Here is an 18040-nt window from a genome sequence, read left to right as displayed (position 1 = left end):
TTCGTTGCAGTACGCCGTTGCGGCCGAAACCGTCGCGGCACGGGGGATGGCACCTTCCGCAGCGCACCATACTGCATGGTATTGACTTCCATCACCAGCCATCCATACTAGCGAGTATGGTTACGTCCCCTACTCCCGCTGCGTTCCATGACCTGCGCCTGGAGGCGGCCCATGGCGCCGGCCTGGCGGCCACCGCCAGCGACCACGGTCGCCGCGGCCGCGTGCTGTTCGCGCATGGCTTCGGCCAGACCCGCCACGCGTGGAATGCCACCGCACGGGCATTGTCCGCCGCCGGCCTGCAGACGCTGGCCTACGACGCGCGCGGCCACGGCGATTCGGACTGGAACGCCGCCGACCTGCCCTACCACGGTGAACAGTTCGCTGATGACCTGATCGTGCTGGCCGGCGAGCAGCCGCGCCCGCCGGTGCTGGTGGCCGCCTCGATGGGGGGGCTGTTCGGCCTGCTCGCCGAATCGCGCTGGCCCGGCCTGTTCTCGGCGATGGTGCTGGTGGACATCACCCCGCGCTGGGACACCGCCGGCGTCGAGCGCATCCTCGCCTTCATGACCGCCCACCCCGATGGCTTCGCCTCGCTGGCCCAGGCCGCCGATGTCATCTCGGCGTACATGCCGCACCGGCCGCGCAAATCCGAGCAGTCGCTGCGTGCGCTGCTGCGCGAGGATGGCCACGGCCGCTGGCGCTGGCACTGGGATCCGCGCCTGGTGGCCGAACTGGCCCGCGACAGCGAGCAGCACCAGGACGCGCTGGCCGAGGCCGCACGCCAGGTGAAGTGCCCGCTGCTGCTGGTCAGCGGTGGCCGCAGCGACCTGGTCACGCCGCAGACCGTCGCCGAATTCCTGGCATTGGCGCCGCATGCGCGCCACGTACAGTTGCCGCAGGCCACGCACATGGTCGCCGGTGATGACAACGACGCCTTTACCGCTACTGTGTTGGACTATCTGGACGTGTTGCCCGCAGCGGATGCTGCAGCTTCGTCCGCCACAAACGAGCACGTCACCGGAGCACGCTCATGAGCATCGTTCTTCCCTTCCTCGCCCTGCTGCTGGCAGGCGCGTTCGTCGCCTACCACCGCATGCGCCTGCTGACCTGGACGCTGATCAGCCTAGCCCTGCTGGCCGTCTGCTGGTTCGTGCCCTACGTCAACCAGACCGCCACGATCGTCGCTGCGGCCGTGCTGGCCGTCATCGCCGTGCCGCTGCTGCTGCCGTTCATCCGCAAGCCGCTGCTGACCGGCCCGATGATGAAGGTGTTCCGCAAGGTGCTGCCGCCGCTGTCGCAGACCGAGCGCATCGCGCTGGAAACCGGCTCGGTCGGTTTCGAAGGCGAGCTGTTCACCGGTGATCCGGACTGGAACATCCTGCTGAACTACCCCAAGCCGCAGCTGACCGCCGAAGAGCAGGCCTTCCTCGATGGCCCGGTCGAAGAGCTGTGCACCATGGTCAACGACTGGGAAATCACCCACGTCCATGCCGACCTGCCGCCGGAACTGTGGGCCTTCATCAAGAAGAACAAGTTCTTCGGCATGATCATCCCGAAGGAATACGGCGGCCTGGGCTTCTCCGCGCTGGCCCACCACAAGGTCATCCAGAAGCTGGCGTCGGTTTCTTCGGTGGTCAGCTCCACCGTCGGCGTGCCGAACTCGCTGGGCCCGGGTGAACTGCTGGTGCATTACGGCACCCAGGAACAGAAGGACGAGTACCTGCCGCGCCTGGCCGATGGCCGCGAGGTTCCGTGCTTCGGCCTGACCGGTCCGTTCGCCGGCTCCGACGCCACCTCGATTCCCGACTACGGCATCGTCTGCAAGGGCGAGTGGAACGGCGAGCAGGTGCTCGGCGTCAAGCTGACCTTCGACAAGCGCTACATCACCCTGGCCCCGGTCGCTTCGCTGATCGGCCTGGCCTTCCGCATGTACGACCCCGATGGCCTGATCGGCGAAACCCGCGACATCGGCATCACCCTGGGCCTGCTGCCGCGCGATACCGCCGGCGTGGAGATCGGCCGTCGCCACTTCCCGCTGAACTCGACCTTCCAGAACGGCCCGATCAAGGGCAAGGACGTGTTCATCCCGCTGACCCAGCTGATCGGCGGTGCCGCCATGGCCGGCAAGGGCTGGAACATGCTCAACGAGTGCCTGGCCGTGGGCCGCTCGATCACCCTGCCCTCCACCGCCAGTGGCGGTGCCAAGGCCGGCGCAGCCGTCACCGGCGCCTACGCACGCATCCGCAAGCAGTTCGGCCTGTCGGTCGGCCGCTTCGAGGGCGTGGAAGAAGCGCTGGCCCGCATCGGCGGCAAGGCCTACAAGATCAGCGCGCTGTCGCAGGCCACCGCCGCTGCGGTCGACCGTGGCGACGTGCCGTCGGTGCCGTCGGCGATCGCCAAGTACCACTGCACCAGCATGAGCCGTGAAGTGATCTCGGACATGATGGACGTCATCGGCGGCAAGGGCATCATCCTCGGGCCGCGCAACTTCGCCGGCCGCAGCTGGCAGGCCGCGCCGATCGCGATCACCGTGGAAGGCGCCAACATCATGACCCGCAGCCTGCTGATCTTCGGCCAGGGTGCGATCCTCTGCCACCCGTGGGTGCTGAAGGAAATGAAGGCCGCGCAGGATCCGGACACCCGTGCCGGCCTGCAGGACTTCGACCGCAGCCTGTTTGGCCACATCCGCTATGGCATCTCCAATGCCGTGCGTTCGTTCTGGTTCGGCCTGACCGGTGCCCGCTTCGGCGCCGCCCCGGGCGACGCCTACACCCGCCGCTACTTCCGCAAGCTGGACCGTTACTCGGCCAACCTGGCGCTGATGGCCGACATCTCGATGATGACCCTCGGCGGCAAGCTGAAGTTCAAGGAATCGCTGTCCGGCCGCCTGGGCGACGTGCTGAGCCATGTCTACATGACCAGCGCCATGCTCAAGCGCTACCACGACGAAGGCGCACCGCAGGCCGACCAGCCGCTGCTGGCCTGGGCCTTCCATGACAGCGTGCACAAGATCGAAGAGTCGCTGTCGGCGGCCCTGCGCAACTTCCCGATCCGTCCGATCGGCTGGCTGATGTGGGCGCTGATCTTCCCGCTGGGCCGTCGTGCCGAAGCCCCGGGCGACCGCCTGAGCCGCCGCGTTGCTGCCCTGCTGATGGCCCCGAACGAGGCGCGCGACCGCCTGGCCAGTGGCGTGTTCCTGACCCCGTGCGAGAACAACCCGGGCGGCCGCATCAACAGCTACCTGAGCAAGGCGATCATGGCCGAGCCGGTGGAGCGCAAGTTCCTGAAGGCGCTGAAGAGCAAGGGCATCGAGGCGCTGGACTTCAAGGCGCAGCTGGACGAAGCCGTGGCCGAAGGCGTGATCACCCAGGACGAGCGCAGCCTGCTGGAAGAACTGCGCACGCTGACCCTGGACACCATCACCGTGGACGACTTCGACACCCACGAACTGCGTGCGGCCAGCTACTACGACCGCCAGCACAAGGACCCGCATTCGCAGGCAGCCTGATCGCCTGCGTCATGCGCATACGGAAACGGCGGGCTTCGGCCCGCCGTTTCTGTTTGTGCACCGCAACCGTAGAGTCGAGCTTGCTCGACTGGGGCCCGAAAAAGCAGTCGAGCAAGCTCGACTCTACAAAGCGATTACGCCGGCACGAACCACCAGGCCACCGCCGCCAGCAGCGCCGGCACGGCCTGGATGAAGAAGATGCGCTTGTTGACGCTCCACGCGCCGTAGCAGCCGGCCACGATCACGCAGCCCAGCGAGAAATTCACCAGCATCGGCAGGTGGTCGAACAGGCCCCAGAACAGGCCTGCGGCGAGGAAGCCGTTGTACAGGCCCTGGTTGGCCGCCAGCACGCGGGTGATCTCCGCCTTCTCCGGGGTGTTGCGGAACGTCTTCAGGCCCAGCGGGCGGGTCCACAGGAACATCTCCAGCACCAGGAAGTAGACGTGCAGCAGTGCGACCAGCAGGGTCAGGGCGAGTGCGATCCAGTACATGGAGGATTCCTTGGATGGGTTGATGGGGTGATGGGGTCAGCGCCCTCTCCGTGGGAGAGGGATCCGACCCCTCAGCGGTCGCGCGGCAGCTTCTTCTCTTCGCGCAGCACGCCGAACGCGGCCAGGGTCATGCACGCCGCCACCAGCATGCCGCCAGCGAACACCACATGCGAGCCGAACAGCGACAGCGCCTTGTGCACCCAGGTGAAGCTCAGGTCGGCACCGCGGTAGACCACGGTGTCGATGGCCGCGCCGGCCTTGTAGCGCCACTGGCGGTCCACGCGGGTGTAGATGGTCTCGCGGGCGGGCTTGAACAGCGAGAACTCACTGGCCCGGGTCAGCACCTGCACCACCGCCACCATCATCGGCAACGGCGAGGCGGCCAGCACCGAGAAGCCGATCAGGATGGCAAAGGCGGGAATCAGCAGCGCCGGTGCGATGCCATGGCGCGACAGCAGCCAGCGGGTCAGGCTGAGCTGCAGCAGCAGGGTCAGCGCATTGACCGCCAGGTCGATGCGCGAAAAGAACGCGGTGCTGGCCGCCGGGTCGCTGAAGGCCGCGCGCACGATGCTGGCCTGCTGGTTGTACAGCAGGGTGCCCACGCCCACGCCGAACACCACCAGGACCGCCAGCCAGCGCAGCAGCGGCTCGCGCACGATCAGCTTGAGGCCATCGAGCACGCTGCCACCCATCGGCTTTTCGCCCGACACCAGCTGCTGCTCGCGCTCGCGCAGCACCGCCCAGTGCCGCAGCCGCCAGATGCAGAACAGGCACACGACCAGGAAGCCGGCCGATACCAGCATCAGGTTGGCGATGCCCACGCGCTGCACCAGCGCGCTGGTGAGGATCGGGCCGAGGAAGGCACCGACGGTGCCGGCCGCGCCGATGTAGCCGTACCAGGCGCGTGCCTGCACGTTGGAGAACACGTCGGCCATGAAGCTCCAGAACACGGCCACCGCGAACAGGTTGAAGACCATGACCCAGAGGAAGAAGGCCATGCCCCGCCCCGGCACGCCGCTGTCGAACAGCACGTAGAACACCAGCAGCGTGGCGATGAAGAAGCCATAGACCGCCGGCAGGAACACCCGCCGCGGGAAGCGGCTGACCAGCCACCCGTAGACCGGCTGCAGCACCAGCATGATCAGGAACACGCAGGTGAACAGGAACTGCAGGACAAAATCCTTCAGGGCGATGCCATGGCTGGCGAACCAGCCGATCAGCAGCGGCGGGAACACCGTCTCCAGATCGGACGACGCTGCCATCGCCTCGCGCACCGGGCGCAGCACGTAGTAGCCACTGAGCAGGCAGAAGAAGTACAGGAACGACCACCACAGCGCTGGCGATTCACGCAGCGCCGCCACAAGCCCGCGCAACGGCCCCTTGCCCGCGGCCGCGCTCACGCGGTTGCCCTGGCCGGGACGCGGCGATTGGATGGCGGCATGTCGGGCTCCGGGGGCGGTGAAGCGCGTACGTTAGACAATGCACTGCAACATCGCCAGCGCGCCGTGCGCAGACGCGGCTGCAGGGTCGCTGCACGGGTGCGCTGCAGGTGTGTCCGGAGGCCGTCACCGAGCGTCAAAAATCCAACTTTTTCAAATAGATGCGCATTCATCTTCGCTTTGTTTGTGCATAGGCGAAAAGCGGCGCTAGAATCACAAACAGCAGTCGCGCACGGGTCCAACCGATGAAAATGAACAACCTGCGTCGCCCGGTCCGGGTGGCGACCACCGGTTTGCTGGGCATGTTGATGCCCGTGGCCTTGTCCACCACCGCGCAGACACCGCCGGCCCTGCCGCCGATGCCGACCAACATTGAAACCGCCGCGGGCCCGGGCATCGCCCACACCCAGCCGGCGGCGTACCGCACCGGGCTGGTACCGCAGGTACAGCTGCCTGCCGCAGGCTTCAATGTCGCCCACATCGAATCGATGGCGCAGCAGCTCACCTATGGCGAGCGCGTGCCGGGCATGGCCGTGGCCATCGTGCAGGGCGGCCGCGTGCTCAGCGCGCGCGGTTACGGCGTCACCGACGTCAACAATCCGCTGCCGGTCGACGCGCATACCGTGTTCCGCCTGGCCTCGCTGTCCAAGGCCTTCGCCGGCACCATGGCCGGCTTGCTGGTCAACGACGGCACGCTGCGCTGGGACAGCAAGGTCACCGACTACGTGCCGGGCTTCCGCCTCAATTCGCCCGAAGCCACCGACCGCCTGACCGTGGCCGATGTGCTCAGCCACCGCGTCGGCCTGCCCTACAACGCCTACGACCGCGACATCGAAGGCAACGCCGAGTACTACTCGCTGACCCAGAAGCTGGCCAACACCAGCCTGAAGTGCCTGCCGGGCGACTGCTACGCCTACCAGAACGTGGCCTTCAGCCTGATCGGCGACGTGGTCTATGCCGCCTCGGGCAGCTTCTACGAACAATCGGTCGAGCGCCGCATCTTCAAGCCGCTGGGCATGAACGATGCCAGCCTCGGCCTGGCCGGCATCCAGGCCAGCTCGCGCTGGGCGCGCCCGCACGTGCGCAGCCGCAATGGCTGGGTATCGCTGACGCCGAAGCCGACCTACTACCGCGTCGCCCCGGCCGCCGGCGTCAACGCCAGTGCCAGCGACATGGCGCAGTGGCTGCTGGCACACACCGGGCATCGCCCCGACGTGCTGCCGGCACCGCTGCTGGCCACCCTGCATTCGAGCCTGATCAACACCCCGGGCGAGATGCGCTCGGGCTGGCGCCGCGAGCGCCTGCATTCGGCCGGCTACGCGCTGGGCTGGCGCACCTTCGATTACGCCGGCCACGACGTGGTCTTCCATGCCGGTGCGGTGCAGGGCTACCGCGGCCTGGTCGCACTGGTGCCGGAGCGTGACCTCGGCATCGCCATCCTGTGGAACGGCGAGAGCGGCCTGCCCAGCGGCCTGCTGCCGACCGTGCTCGATTCGGCGCTGGGCCTGCCGGCACAGCGCTGGCTGGACGTGGACACCGATTTCGGCAGCGACAGCCTGATGGCCGAGGGCGCAAGCCCGGCACAGCAGGACAAGCGCAAGGGCAAGGGCGCCTCGGGCAACCGCGCGGTGGCCTCGCCGCGCTGATCGCGGTCGCCTTGCCGGTGATGGGTAGAGTCGACTGTCAGTCGACTCCCGCGGTGCCGGATCGAAAAGCAGTCGAGCATGGCTCGACTCTACAAGAGCGGTGAAGCAGTCGACTGACAGTCGACTCTACCCACGGCGGTGAAGCAGACGCAGGGTCAGTGCGCGAAGTAGTGCATGCCGCCATCCACCGGGATGACCGCGCCGGTGATGTAGCCGGCCAGCGGCGACGCCAGGAACGCCACCAGTGGCGCCACCTCCTCCGGTTCGCCGAAGCGGCCGATGGGAATGTTGCGGTCGATGAACGCTCGCCGGCTTTCCTCGGTGGGATGCAAGCGGCCGAGGATCTGCGCGCTGTTGATGCGGCCGGGCGCGAGGGTGTTCACCGTGATGCCCTGCGCAGCCACCTCCGATGACAGGCCCTTGCTCCACAGGTGCAGCGCGGCCTTCGCCGCCGTAGCGGCATTCACCGCACGCGGCTCCATCGAGCCACTGAAGTTGATCACCCGCCCCCAGCCCTGCGCCTGCATGCCGGGCAACAGCGCCTGGGTCAGCCGACGCGCGGCGGAAAAGTTCAGCGCCATCGCTTCCTCCCATACGTCATCGGCGGCGTCGACAGACGTCGGCCGCGCACCGCCGGCCGCATTGACCAGGATGTCCACGCGCTGCATCTCTGCCTGGGCCCCGGCAGCGATGCGCGCCAGCTGCGCGGCGTCGGTGAGGTCACCCGGCAGGATCAGTGGCGCGGCTGCACCGCCAGCGGCGATCTCCGACGCCAGCGCCTGCAGCGGCTCCTGCCGTCGCGCGGTGATCGCGATGCGTACGCCGAGCGCCGCCAGCTGCCGCGCAACCGCAGCGCCGATGCCGCTGCCTGCGCCGGTCACCAGCGCGGTCCGTCCTTCAAGCTTCAGATCCATGGTGTTCTCCCATCTGCATCGCCGGTACATCCGGCCCATGCAGCGCATGCTCTTCGATCACCCCTGATTGATAAACTCCGCGCAGGTTTCAGCATTCAACACCCGGGGTGTCAGATGAACCTGCTGGAAAGCATGCAGGTCTACGTGCTGATCGTGGACAGGGGCAGTCTCAGTGCAGCGGCGGCGGCCTTGGACATCTCGGCGACCATGGCCGGCAAGCACCTGCGTGCACTGGAAACGCGGCTGGGCATGCAGCTGCTCAGCCGCACCACGCGCCGCCAGCACATGACGCCCTTCGGCGAGGACTACTACGCGCGCTGCAGGGACATCCTGAGGCTGGTCGAGGAGACCGATGCGCAGGCCGCGCACCAGCAGTTGGCACCGGCCGGTACACTGCGCATCAGCGCACCGGTGATCTTCGGCACGCATGCGCTGGTGCCTGCCCTGGCCGAGTACATGCAGCGCCATCCGCACGTGCGGGTAGAGGCGACGTTGAGCGACCGCGTGGTCGACCTGGCCGAGGAAGGCGTCGAGGCCGCGCTGCGCATCGGTACCCTGGCCGACAGCAGCATGCTGGTCGCCCGCCCGCTGACGCCCTACCGGCTGATGATGTGCGCCTCGCCCGCCTACCTCGCCCGCCACGGTACGCCGCGCACGCTTGCCGACCTGGCAGCGCACCAGTGCCTGTCATTCAGTCCCAGCGCGCTGGCGCAGTGGCTGGAGGGCGATGCTGGCGGGCTGGAGCATATCGCCGCTGCGCGCCTGCAGATCAACAACGGCGAGGCGCTGCGTGCGGCGGCGCTGCATGGGCTGGGCATCGTGCTGCAGTCGAACCAGCTGATGTCCGCCGACGTCGCCGCTGGACGCCTGGTGCAGTTGTTCCCGGAACATGGCCGGACCGGCCGGCCGATGCACGTGGTCTATTCCCACGACCGCTACCCATCCACCCGCCTGCGCAGCTTCGTCGACTTCCTGGTGGAGCGCTTTCCTCCGGCGCCGCACACGTAGAGAAAAGCAGTCGAGCATGGCTCGACTACAGTCCGGCCTGCGGTCGCCCATAAAAAAACCCCCTCCCCGCTGGGCAGCCAGGGAAGGGGGTTTCAGGGTACGGCTATCGGGAAGTACTTAGATCAGCGGCGCCGGGGTTGCCGGCAGAGCGACCGGAGCGGCCTTCTTCTTGCGGGCGGCCGGCTTGCGCTTGGCAACCTTCTTGGCAGCCTTCTTCGGGGCAGCCTTCTTGGTGGCCTTCTTCGCAGTCGCCTTCTTGGCAGTCTTCTTCACTGCCTTCTTGGCGACCTTCTTTACGGCCTTCTTCGCGGTCTTCTTTGCCGGCTTCTTGGCAACCTTCTTCGCCGCCTTCTTCACTGCCTTCTTCGCAGTGGTCTTCTTGGCGACCTTCTTGGCTACCTTCTTGACGGCCTTCTTCGCGGTCTTCTTTGCCGGCTTCTTGGCGACCTTCTTCGCCGCCTTCTTCACTGCCTTCTTCGCAGTGGTCTTCTTGGCGACCTTCTTGGCGACCTTCTTCACGGCCTTCTTGGCGGTCGCCTTCTTCGCGACCTTCTTCACTGCCTTCTTGGCAGCGGCCTTCTTAGCGACCTTCTTCACCGCTTTCTTGGCGGCGGGCTTTTTCTTCGCAGCTTTCTTGGTTGCCATGGGATGGCTCCTCGTCAGTGATAGGGAGTTGAAACGCCCAGGTGGATCAAACCCGCGGTTGCTGCGTGCGGGGACCGCCGGCGCGTCAGGCGCGCCGTTACGGATGCGGCAATGCCCGCCTCGATCGGCGGAGCGGGCATCGGAACGGGAGATGCCTTGCATTTCTCCGGGGGAAGCGGGGCCATGTCCACCGTCTGCGGGATCGCGGTGGTCTTGAAGGGGCTGCTTCGCATCGGACGATTGATTCTGCGCACTCGGTTTGGCAGGCAAGGTCTGCTGAGGCGAAACCTAATCACGGTTTTTTTTACTGTCAACAACCCCCGCGAAAAAATTTCACATCCGCGTCCATCCAAGTGCCGCCTACGGCGCCGCCGCGCGGCGTCCTGCCAGCCCTGCATCGCGCACCGGCAATGCCACACAGCGCAACACCTGATCGCGCGTGCTGAATAAAAAACGCTTGAAATAAGCACTCTGCGTTGATAGGCAGCATTGCATGCCGCGCATCGCGCATCGTCGTTCGACACGCGCCCGCGCACTCGCCCGCCGCACCACAACGGGTCTGCAACGGGGGGTAAAAGTTTTCACATCCGAACGCGCCAGCGCGGGGCTGAAACGCGGATTTGCGCAAAACTGCGCGCGCCTGATCGCGCCGTTCAATGCCGCCTGATGCCACGCCGCAGGTGTGCTGCGAACCCGATGGCATGAGTCGGTTACGGTGGCCGGAACGAAAACGGCCACCCGAAGGTGGCCGTTCTGGAACCCGGAAACGAGGACTCAGTGGTCTTCGTTTTCCAGGGCTTCGGCGTAGGCGTCCGGATCCAGCAGCTCGTTGAGCTCTTCGGCGTTGGTCAGCTCGACCACGTACATCCAGCCTTCGCCGTAGGCATCTTCGTTGATGGTTTCCGGCTTGTCCGACAGCGCCGAGTTGACCTCGACGATCGTGCCGCTGACCGGGCTGTAGACGTCCGAGGCGGCCTTGACCGACTCGACGACGGCGATCTGCTCGCCCGCCTTGGCGTCGGCACCGACTTCGGGCAGCTCGACGTAGACCAGGTCACCCAGCAGGCCCTGGGCATGGTCGGAAATGCCGACGGTGACGCGGCCGTTGCCTTCGACGCGGGCCCACTCGTGGGACTTGAGGAACTTGAGGTCGCCGGGGATCTCGCTCATGGGAACTGCTCCAGGTTTTGCAGGGGGTGGAAAAATCGGGGCTAGTGTAACCAACCGGCCGCCACTGCTGTCAGTGACGACCGGCACGTTCGGATCAGGCGTCGGCCAGCACGCCGGGCTGGGCCTGGCCTTCGCGGACGAACGGGAACTTGACCACGCGCACCGGCACCTGCCGGCCACGGATGTCGACGGTGACCTGGCCGAGCTCGCCAGCCGGAACGCGGGCGAAGGCGATGCCCTTGGCCAGCGTCGGCGAGAACGTGCCGGACAGGATTTCGCCCTGGCCGCCAGCGGTGGTCACCGCCTGGCCGTGGCGCAGCACGCCCTTCTCGTCCATCACCAGGCCGATCATCTGGCGCGCATTGCCGGCGGCCTTCTGCGCCTCCAGCACGTCGCGGCCGATGAAATCGCGGCCTTCGTCCAGCGACACGGTCCAGGCCAGCGCCGCTTCGTACGGGCTGATCGCTTCGTCCATGTCCTGGCCATACAGGTTCATGCCGGCTTCCAGGCGCAGGGTGTCACGCGCGCCGAGACCGGCCGGCTTCACGCCCGCCGCCAGCAGGCGGTTCCAGAACGCGACCACGGCGTCCTGCGGCAGCAGGATCTCGAAGCCGTCTTCGCCGGTGTAGCCGGTGCGGGCGACGAACAGTTCGACGCCGTCGTCCGCCTTGACCTGCAGGGCGGCGAAACGGCCGAGCTTGGCCAGCGCATCGCGGTCGGCGCCGCCGACCAGGCCGACGACGCTGTCGCGTGCCTGCGGGCCCTGCACGGCGAGGATGGCCAGGTCCGGGCGCTGCTCGACGCTGACGCCGAACGGCGCGGCCTGTTCGCGCAGCCAGGCCAGGTCCTTCTCGCGGGTGGAGGCGTTGACGACCATGCGGAAGAAGTCATCGGCCAGGTAGTAGACGATCAGGTCGTCGATGACGCCGCCGGCCGGATTCAGCATGCACGAGTACAGCGCCTTGCCCGGCACCTTCAGCTTGTCGATGGAGTTGGCGAGCAGGCGGCGCAGGAACGGCTTGACCTGCTCGCCGCGCAGGTCGACCACGGTCATGTGGCTGACGTCGAAGACACCGGCTTCGCGGCGCACCAGGTGGTGTTCGTCCAGCTGCGAGCCGTAGTGGATGGGCATGTCCCAACCCCCGAAATCGACCATCTTGGCGCCGAGGGCGCGGTGGGTATCGTTGAGCAGCGTCTTCTGGGTCATGACCGGTCCGGCAGCAGGGTAAACAAGAACGGCCATTATCCCAGATCGGTCGGCGGCAGGCGTGCCGCAGCGCAGCGGGAGTTGTGTTTGGCCGGCCTGCGGCCGGCAGCGCTTTCTACAAGCCAGAGCCTGGGTTCGTCGGCTCTGGGTTGTCTGGGTTTGGGCGGGGCGGTGTGGGGCTGCGGGACACGCCGTGAACCCATCCATGGGGGCTCGTAGGCGCCATCCATGGCGCCTGCGGTCCCGCACCCCCACACCGCCCTACCCCTGCCAGGCTCCGTGGTGACGGATGGCAAGTGCCAGAGCAGAGCAAAGGCAAGAGCAGATGTGGATGTCGATACATATATAGAGAGGGGTCGGAGCCCTTTCCTGCGGAAAGGGATCCGACCCCGCGAGCGCAGCGACCGGCTTTTGCTTCTGCTCTTTATTTCTTTTCCGTGGGCTGGACGCGCACGGAAACTGTCGGGGGTCGGGCGGGCTGTGCAGGGGCGTGAGCCGCATGGATGCGGCGACCGAGCTTACATGGACGTACTTGCAGCGCCCCCTGCACAGCCCACCCGCCCGACCCAAACACATGAATCACCCGCGACCACCCACGAGGGGCTGCGCCGTTGGCTGGAAATCCTACGCCGCAGACTCGACCAGCAGCACGCTGCCCTGCACCGCCACCACCCTCACCCGCGTACCCGCCGGCAGGTCCGGCCCGCTCACCTGCCACGACGCATCATCGATGCTGACCCGGCCCTGCCCGTCGATGATGGCCTGCGGCAACGTCACCACCCGGCCGACCAGCTGCTCGGCGCGGCGGTTCAGCAGCGGCTTGTCGCTGGCCCGCGCGTGCGGCTTGCCCCAGCGCCGGTAGCACTGGATCGACAGCACGCTCAGCACCACGAACGCGACCACCTGCCACAGCATCGGAATGTCGGCGAACACCGCCACCAGTACGAACACCGCCGCGGCACCGATGCCGATCCACAGCATGAACGCGCCCGGGGCCAGCGCCTCGGCGGCGAACAGCAGCAGGGCCAGCGCGCCCCACGCAACCACGTCCCAGCGCATGTCAGCCTCCGAACGGCGGCGGGCCCTTGCGGGCCGGCTTGTTTTCCTGGTTCGCCAGGGCCTGCTTGGCCAGCTCGGCGACGCCGGCAATGGAGCCGATCACGCCACTGGCTTCCATCGGCATCAGCACCAGCTTCTGGTTCGGCGAGCTCGCCAGTTCCTTGAAGGCCTCGACGTACTTCTGCGCGACGAAATAGTTGATCGCCTGCACGTCACCCTCGGCAATCGCCGCGGAAACCACCTGGGTGGCCTTCGCCTCGGCCTCGGCCAGGCGTTCGCGCGCCTCGGCATCGCGGAACGCGGCTTCGCGGCGGCCCTCGGCTTCCAGCACGGTGGCCTGCTTCTCGCCTTCGGCGCGCAGGATCTCCGACTGCCGCGAACCTTCCGCTTCCAGGATCTGCGCACGCTTCTCGCGCTCGGCCTTCATCTGCCGCGCCATCGCATCCAGCAGGTCGCGCGGCGGCTGGATGTCGCGGATCTCGATGCGGTTGACCTTCACCCCCCACGGGTTGGTGGCATGGTCGACCACGCTCAGCAGCTTGGCGTTGATCACCTCGCGCTGGCTGAGCGATTCATCCAGATCCATCGAGCCGATGACGGTACGGATGTTGGTCTGCACCAGGGCGATCATCGCCACTTCCAGCACCGCCACCTCGTAGGCGGCCTTGGCCGCGTCCAGCACCTGGAAGAACACCACGCCATCGACGCGCACGGCGGCGTTGTCCTTGGTGATCACTTCCTGGCCCGGCACATCCAGCACCTGCTCCATCATGTTCACCTTGCGCCCCACCCCGTACACGATGGGAATGAGGAAGTGCAGGCCGGGCGACATCGTGTGGGTGTAGCGGCCGAACCGCTCAACGGTCCATTCGTAGCCCTGCGGCACCATGCGCACGGCCTTGAACAGGATGATGACGGCCACCACGGCCAGCACCATGGTGAAAAACACAGTCGGGAACATCACGCTTTCCTTATCTCAGACGTCCAGCCGCCAGCATAGCGCGCGCACGCTGTTGCAGTGCGGCAGAGCAGCGCGTGGCGCTGGGTCAGATACGCGTGGTGGCCAGGAAGCGCTCGCGGTCCTGCTGGGTGCGCCGCCGGATCTCTTCCAGGGCCTGGCTCTCGGTCGCTTCCAGCATCGCCTCGAACAGGCGCTGGAAGTGGTAGCGCATCGCGTTGCGCGCGGCCACCGGATCACGGCTGCGCAGTGCCTCGAAGATCGCCATGTGCTCGTCGGCACGGCTGGCGCCATCGTCGTGGCAGACCCGCGCGTAGACCTCGGCCACGCGCGGCAGGTCGCTGCGCATGCGCCAGATCTGCTGGATGAAGTACTCCACCACCGGATTGCCGGACAGGCGGGCGATGGTCAGGTGGAAGCGGCGGTCGAAGTCGCCGGCTTCTTCGTCGGTCAGGTCGCGCCGGCACAGCGCCTGCGCCAGCACCTGCAGTTCGGCGATGCCGGCGTCGTCGATGTTGCTGGCCGCCAGCGCCGCGGCCTCGGCCTCGAACACCGCGCGGGCGGCGGTCAGGTCGAAGGCGCTGACATCGGGCAGGCCACCGGAGGCCTGCGCCGGGCGTGGCTTCACGTACACCCCCGAACCAATGCGGATGGCGATCCAGCCCTGGGCTTCCAGGGCGATCTCGGCTTCGCGCACGGTCACCCGGCTGACGCCGAAACGTTCGGCCAGCTCACGCTCGCCCGGCAGGCGCGAGCCCGGCGGAAATTCGCCGTCCTCGATCAGCTTGCGGAGCTTGGCGGCGATGGTCTGGTAGAGGCGGTTGGCGGACATGCGGCTGACCCTTGGCGGTTCCCTCCGGGCCCGTCCCGGGCCACCGTGCGCGGTGCGGGTCCGGATGGAGCGACGGCGCGACCACTGGCCGCGCCGCCCTGTTCAGAACTTGTATCGTACACCGAAATACGCACGCCGCCCGTAGGTCACCACTTCACGGAAATTGCCGTAAAGCGGCTGGTACGCCACGCGCGGTTCGTTGGTCAGGTTCATCAGCTCCAGCGACAGCGACAGCTGCTTGTTGACCTTGTAGCGCATGCGCAGGTCGACGCTGGTGTTGTCGTCGTAGTAGCGGTTCTGCTGCGCGGTGTTGCCGGTGAAGTCCTGGTAGTAGTGCGAGCGGAACTTGCCGATGGCCTGGATGTTGAAGCGGCCCACGTCCCAGTAGATCGAGCCGGACAGCACGTGCCGCGAGAAACCGCTCAGGCCGGCCGGCGGGACGATGGCCGGGATGACGGTGCCATCGGCGGCCAGCTGTTCGCCCAACCGCGAATCCTGGGTGGTGTAGTCGGCATCGGCATAGTTGTAGCTGATCTTGAAGCCCAGCCCGTCGAACGGCTTGGGCAGGTAGGACAGGCGGTGGGTCGCGCTCAGCTCCAGGCCGGTCAGGGTGCTGTCCTCGTCGGTGGTCACCTGCTGGCGCACCGGCACGGTCACCGTCTGCCCGTTGATGGTGTAGGTTTCCGGCACCAGCGCCGTGGCGGTACCGCCGTTGAACTGCTTCCAGTACACCGCGCCGGCCAGCAGGGTGTCCGGGTTCGGGTACCACTCCAGCGACAGGTCGCCGTTCCAGGACATCAGCGGCTGCGCGGCCGGGTTGCCGCTGGCGCTGATGTCGTCCAGTGCATCGGCCAGGTCGCCGTAGGTGGCGTCGCTGCTGACATTGATGGTGCGGCCGGCACCGAGCGCGGAGATGTCCGGGCGCGACATGGCACGGTAGGCACCCACGCGCAGCAGCACGTCCGGGCGCAGCTCGAAGGCCGCGTTCAGGCTGGGCAGCAGCTTGTCATTGCCGGCCTTGAACACCTGGGTGGTGTAGTTGCCGGTCGGCTGCAGGCGGATCGTGCCATCGCCGTTGTCCTCGATCTGCAGGTCGGTGCGCACGCCTTCCGAACGCACATCGGTCTTGACCCAGCGCAGGCCGACGTTGCCGGTGACCGGCAGGCCGAACAGGCTGCTGCTGAATTCACCCAGCAGGTACAGCGCGCGCGTCTTCTCGGTGATGTCGACGTTGTTGGGATCCTGGAAGTCCGGATCGAGGCCGCTGTCGAGGCTGCCACGGAAGGACTGGTACAGGCAGTCAGGATCGAAGTAGGCCCACGAGGAGATCGTGTTGCCGCTGGCCGCATCCATGAAATCGTCCTGCGGGAATGGAGCGCGGCAGGCCTGGTTGGCGGCGATGATCTTCGCCTTGTCGGCGGCGACGCGCTGGTCGTAGTCGGTCACCAGGGTGTTGTCGCGCAGGCGGTAGTCGGCCTGGCTGGCGCGCACGCCGCCCTTGATGCGGGTGAAGAAGCCCGACTCGGGCATAAAGCTGGCGTCGAAGCGGCCGGCCTTGATCTTGTGGTCGTTCTCGGTGGCGCTGGAGGTGACGCGGGCCGCACCGGAGTACGCATCCCAGTTCTGCACGTCGAAGTTGGGCGCCAGGGCCACGCTGGGCACCTCGCCATGCCAGTCCCAGTCGTAGTCGACATAGCCGGTGGTGCCGCTGCTGATGCCCGGCACGATGGCATTGTTGATGTCGCGCTGGTTGGCACGCAGGCGGGTCATCCGCTCGCTGTCCAGGCGGTTGGTATGCGAGTAGGACAGATCGGTGGACAGTTCCCAGGCCGGGCTCGGGCGCACGATCAGGTTCAGGCCGCCGCCGGTGTATTCCTCGCCACGCCAGTAGCGGTTGGAGGTGGAATCAATCGAAGTGCTGCCGTGCAGGTGGCGGACGATGCCGTCCTCGTCCACCTCGCGCTGGGTGATGCCACGGCGCGCGTTGGACAGGCTGAGGTCGCTGCGGTTTTCGTACCAGTTCCGCTGGGTGTGCTCGAAGTCGACGTTCACTTCGACCACGTCGTTGGGCCGCCACTGCACCGCTGCAAACTCGCTCTGGCGGTCGTTGCGTTCCTGTTTCAGGCGGTAGATGCGGCTGCTGGGCACCAGGTAGTACGGTGCGCCATTGGCGATGGCCTGCGCGCCCACTTCGGAACAGTTGGCATTGGCCACGTTCTGGTTGCCGTCGCAGGCGTACCAGGTGGAACCGCTGGTGATGCTCTCTTCCGGGTCGGTGCCGTCCAGGCGCTGGAAGCCCAGCGAGATGCCCAGCTTCTGGCCGTCGCCGAACTCGAACTGGTCGATGTAGCTGGCGGTGCCGCGGTAGCCGATGCCATCGTCATCGCGGTACTTCTTGTCGTATTCGGCCCAGCTGCCGCGCAGGTCGAACTGCATCGAGCGCTTGCCGTATTCCAGCGGCTTGACCGTTTCCAGGCCGATGGTGCCGGCCACGCCGCCTTCGATGATGTCGGCGCGCTGGGTCTTGTAGATGGCCACCGTGTTGATCAGTTCGGCCGGGAACATGTTGAAGTTGACCGAGCGGTCGCCGCTGCCGTTGGTGATCTCGCGGCCGTTGAAGTTGGTGCTGCTGAGGAAGGCGCCGAGGCCGCGGATGGAAATCTCCGAAGCGCCGGTCTTGTCGCGGGTCGAGGCGGCGCCGGTCAGCGTTTCGATCGCATCGGCCAGCGACGGCGCCGGCAGGTCGCCGATGTCGTCAGCCGAGAGCACGTCGGCGATGACCGTGTCGTCGCGCTTCTTGTTGATCGAACTCTGCATCGACTCGCGGATGCCGGTGACCTGCACCTGGTCCAGCGTGGTGGCGTCCTGCCCGGTGGTGCCGCTGGTCGACTGCGCCTGTGCCAGCGGGGCGGCGGCCAGCGCGGCAAGCAGGGCCACGATCAGGGGCGTGGGGGACAGCGTGATGGTGCGTACAGCTCCGGCAGATTGCCGCATGGTTTCCTCCTCCCAAAGGATCGCCTGGACGGCAGGCGTGGGACGCAGCTTCGACACGCTGACATGCAAATGTCAACCAACTGGACTGGATTTTTCTTAATACCTTTGTTTCATACCACTTGGCCGTCATTAAATGTGCTGATGCAGCATGACTTTGCGCGAAAGCTGG

The 18040-nt window shown here is 66.8% G+C and carries 15 protein-coding genes; 5 read left to right on the top strand and 10 right to left on the bottom strand.

What is annotated here, in order from left to right; all coding sequences use genetic code 11:
* Nucleotides 1-116: 116 nt before the first annotated feature.
* Both C1926_RS01095 and C1926_RS01090 read left to right on the top strand, forming a co-directional pair.
* Nucleotides 117-1034 carry an alpha/beta hydrolase gene (locus C1926_RS01095; protein ID WP_108757988.1) on the top strand — a complete coding sequence of 306 codons (918 nt, stop codon included), beginning with the start codon at nucleotides 117-119 and terminating at the stop codon, nucleotides 1032-1034.
* A complete protein-coding gene (locus C1926_RS01090; protein ID WP_108757987.1) occupies nucleotides 1031-3508 on the top strand; it encodes an acyl-CoA dehydrogenase in 2478 nt (825 codons plus the stop codon). Before C1926_RS01095 ends, C1926_RS01090 begins: the two co-directional genes overlap by 4 nt.
* 134 nt (nucleotides 3509-3642) lie before the next feature.
* Here C1926_RS01090 and C1926_RS01085 read toward each other — a convergent pair whose 3' ends face one another.
* Nucleotides 3643-3999 (bottom strand): DUF1304 domain-containing protein, encoded by a 357-nt coding sequence (locus C1926_RS01085; RefSeq protein ID WP_079222835.1) that lies wholly within the window; start codon nucleotides 3997-3999, stop codon nucleotides 3643-3645.
* Between the two features lie 71 nt (nucleotides 4000-4070).
* The gene (locus C1926_RS01080; RefSeq protein ID WP_079222836.1) at nucleotides 4071-5399 is read right to left on the bottom strand and encodes an MFS transporter; all 1329 of its coding nucleotides are present in this window, start codon (nucleotides 5397-5399) and stop codon (nucleotides 4071-4073) included.
* 284 nt (nucleotides 5400-5683) lie between these two features.
* Here C1926_RS01080 and C1926_RS01075 point away from each other — a divergent pair, with 284 nt between their 5' ends.
* Nucleotides 5684-7084 carry a serine hydrolase domain-containing protein gene (locus C1926_RS01075; protein WP_108757986.1) on the top strand — a complete coding sequence of 467 codons (1401 nt, stop codon included), beginning with the start codon at nucleotides 5684-5686 and terminating at the stop codon, nucleotides 7082-7084.
* 155 nt (nucleotides 7085-7239) lie between these two features.
* Here the strand turns inward: C1926_RS01075 and C1926_RS01070 are convergent, their stop codons facing one another.
* Nucleotides 7240-7998, bottom strand: a complete 759-nt coding sequence (locus C1926_RS01070) for an SDR family oxidoreductase (protein ID WP_108757985.1) — start codon at nucleotides 7996-7998, stop codon at nucleotides 7240-7242.
* Nucleotides 7999-8112: 114 nt separating this feature from the next.
* Between C1926_RS01070 and C1926_RS01065 the strand changes: the two genes are divergently transcribed.
* Complete coding sequence (locus C1926_RS01065) at nucleotides 8113-9006, top strand: LysR substrate-binding domain-containing protein (RefSeq protein ID WP_108757984.1); 894 nt, start codon at nucleotides 8113-8115, stop codon at nucleotides 9004-9006.
* A 117-nt stretch (nucleotides 9007-9123) separates the two neighbouring features.
* Here C1926_RS01065 and C1926_RS01060 read toward each other — a convergent pair whose 3' ends face one another.
* Nucleotides 9124-9651: a histone gene (locus C1926_RS01060; RefSeq protein WP_079222840.1), complete on the bottom strand. Its 528-nt coding sequence runs from the start codon at nucleotides 9649-9651 to the stop codon at nucleotides 9124-9126.
* A gap of 493 nt (nucleotides 9652-10144) precedes the next feature.
* Here C1926_RS01060 and C1926_RS21400 point away from each other — a divergent pair, with 493 nt between their 5' ends.
* Nucleotides 10145-10318 (top strand): hypothetical protein, encoded by a 174-nt coding sequence (locus C1926_RS21400; protein WP_159095021.1) that lies wholly within the window; start codon nucleotides 10145-10147, stop codon nucleotides 10316-10318.
* Between the two features lie 107 nt (nucleotides 10319-10425).
* On the opposite strand, the gene gcvH is transcribed toward C1926_RS21400, so the two are convergent.
* The 6 genes from gcvH to C1926_RS01030 form a co-directional block, all read right to left on the bottom strand.
* Nucleotides 10426-10821 (bottom strand): glycine cleavage system protein GcvH, encoded by a 396-nt coding sequence (gene gcvH, locus C1926_RS01055; protein ID WP_079222841.1) that lies wholly within the window; start codon nucleotides 10819-10821, stop codon nucleotides 10426-10428.
* A 94-nt stretch (nucleotides 10822-10915) separates the two neighbouring features.
* Nucleotides 10916-12028: a glycine cleavage system aminomethyltransferase GcvT gene (gene gcvT, locus C1926_RS01050; protein ID WP_108757983.1), complete on the bottom strand. Its 1113-nt coding sequence runs from the start codon at nucleotides 12026-12028 to the stop codon at nucleotides 10916-10918.
* A gap of 624 nt (nucleotides 12029-12652) precedes the next feature.
* The gene (locus tag C1926_RS01045) at nucleotides 12653-13087 is read right to left on the bottom strand and encodes an NfeD family protein (RefSeq protein ID WP_108757982.1); all 435 of its coding nucleotides are present in this window, start codon (nucleotides 13085-13087) and stop codon (nucleotides 12653-12655) included.
* 1 nt (nucleotide 13088) lies between these two features.
* Nucleotides 13089-14048, bottom strand: a complete 960-nt coding sequence (locus tag C1926_RS01040) for an SPFH domain-containing protein (protein WP_079222844.1) — start codon at nucleotides 14046-14048, stop codon at nucleotides 13089-13091.
* An 85-nt stretch (nucleotides 14049-14133) separates the two neighbouring features.
* On the bottom strand, nucleotides 14134-14877 hold the full coding sequence (locus C1926_RS01035) for a FadR/GntR family transcriptional regulator (protein WP_079222845.1): 744 nt from the start codon (nucleotides 14875-14877) through the stop codon (nucleotides 14134-14136).
* A 102-nt stretch (nucleotides 14878-14979) separates the two neighbouring features.
* Nucleotides 14980-17871: a TonB-dependent receptor gene (locus C1926_RS01030; protein ID WP_108757981.1), complete on the bottom strand. Its 2892-nt coding sequence runs from the start codon at nucleotides 17869-17871 to the stop codon at nucleotides 14980-14982.
* Nucleotides 17872-18040 lie beyond the last annotated feature (169 nt).

The sequence above is a fragment of the Stenotrophomonas sp. ZAC14A_NAIMI4_1 genome, assembly GCF_003086915.1.
Taxonomy (GTDB): Bacteria; Pseudomonadota; Gammaproteobacteria; order Xanthomonadales; family Xanthomonadaceae; genus Stenotrophomonas.
This window is presented reverse-complemented; position numbering and strand designations above follow the sequence as displayed.